Annotated in this window: 1 protein-coding gene; it reads left to right on the plus strand. The window is 42.9% G+C overall.

All coding sequences use genetic code 11. From position 1 onward, the window contains the following. Positions 1–684 (plus strand): helix-turn-helix domain-containing protein (locus LWP20_RS18010; protein WP_242929571.1); only part of this gene is annotated, 684 nt, incomplete at its 5' end. Between the last annotated feature and the right edge of the window lie 71 nt (positions 685–755).

Here is a 755-nt window from a genome sequence, read left to right on the forward strand (position 1 = left end):
TTCTATGGCGAGCTGGTAGCCCTAAGCGGAAGTAAGGGCTACTGCTGGGCGAAGGATACACACTTTGCCACCCTTTTTGATAAAAGCGCTAAAAGTATTTCTCGCTGGATGAAAAAACTAGTCAAGCTAGGCTATATCCGCCTCGTGAAAAATCGCGAAATGTTTGACCGGCGCGAGATCCATTTAGTGTCTTTAATCGGGACAATTGAAGGTCATGATTTAGACACACATGTCTCAGCACCTGGACAAACGCGTCCCCAAAACACAGGATCACTCTATATAGATAAGAATGACATACATAATGTATCTTATAATGACGAGAGTAAATGGGTAGCGCACACTAGTTCAGAAGTAAATAACAATTCATTTTCTTTTTTTAACGGGGCTACGCCCACTGTCGAGCAAGTTAGAGCTTGCATGCAAGAACTGCCTGAAGAATTAACTGCAGGAGTAGACCTGGTGGAAGAAGCCAGAAAGTTTTATGTCAACTACACCGCCACTGGCTGGATGATGGGCAGCGCCAAAATGAAAAGCTTGCCGGCTGCCGTCGAAAAATGGATTACCCTTTCACATAATTTCAACTCTAAAAAAGCAAATTCAAATGAACACAATAGCAAATATACTTTCAAGCAATCCCCATACACCCACCTTCACGCCAAGCAATACGATGGCGACAAGTTCTAATCCTGTTCATGGTATGAAAGCAGAGCAATTATCGGATGAGTTAAGAAGAATGCATAACTATCTGGCGAAAG

Origin of the sequence: Pontibacter vulgaris, assembly GCF_022758145.1 — a bacterium.
Taxonomy (GTDB): Bacteria; Bacteroidota; Bacteroidia; order Cytophagales; family Hymenobacteraceae; genus Pontibacter; species Pontibacter vulgaris.